At 81.2% G+C, this 669-nt stretch carries 1 pseudogene; it reads left to right on the forward strand.

Annotated features, from left to right (window positions below):
* Nucleotides 1–63: 63 nt before the first annotated feature.
* A pseudogene (locus tag EEJ42_RS50360) lies at nt 64–669 on the forward strand (hypothetical protein); the annotation flags it as partial.

The raw sequence follows: 669 nt of genomic DNA on the forward strand, positions 1-669 counted from the left end.
CGGCCCGGTCGACCCGCGGCGGCAGCCGGACGCGCCGCCCATGGGGGGACCGGCGATGATGCCGTGACCGGTCGCCCGGCCCGGGGCCGGACCGGCGCGCGGTCCATTCCGGACGCGGTTCCGAGCGGACCGGCCGTGGTGATCCCGGCCGGTCGGGCGATTCCGAGTGGTGCCGCACAGGTTCACGGCGGTGCCGCCGCCGGTCCGTCCGGGGCGGACGCGATCGCCCAGCAGGCCCGGCCCGGCGACTCCGCCGACCGGGTGCGCGTCCCGGGGGACCCGGGCAGCGTCCGCGCGGTGGCCGAGGGGCGTGCCGTGGTCCGGCCCCGGCGCGTGGCGTCCGTCCCGGACGAGGCGGTCTGTTCGGCCGTGCCGGTCGGGGACGGCCGTGCAGCGGAGGTACCGGCCGACGATGCAGTGCCCGCCGCCCCGGCTGATCAGGTCCGTGGTGCGGCGCCTGCCGTGCCGGTGGCCGACCGCGATGCCGTAAGCGTCCCGCCCCGCGCCCCGGTCCCGGGCGCGGTGGTGCCCGCACCGGAGGCGGCCGAGCGCATGCCCGGCCTGGGTGGCGCCGCGGGCGGCCCGTACGCGGAACCCGCGGGCCGGATTTCCGGGGCAGTGGTGGCCGACGGGGGTGCCCCGGCCGGGGGTGCGCCCGTCGCGGCTCCC

Origin of the sequence: Streptomyces botrytidirepellens, from assembly GCF_003721215.1 — a bacterium.
GTDB lineage: Bacteria > Actinomycetota > Actinomycetes > Streptomycetales > Streptomycetaceae > Streptomyces > Streptomyces himastatinicus.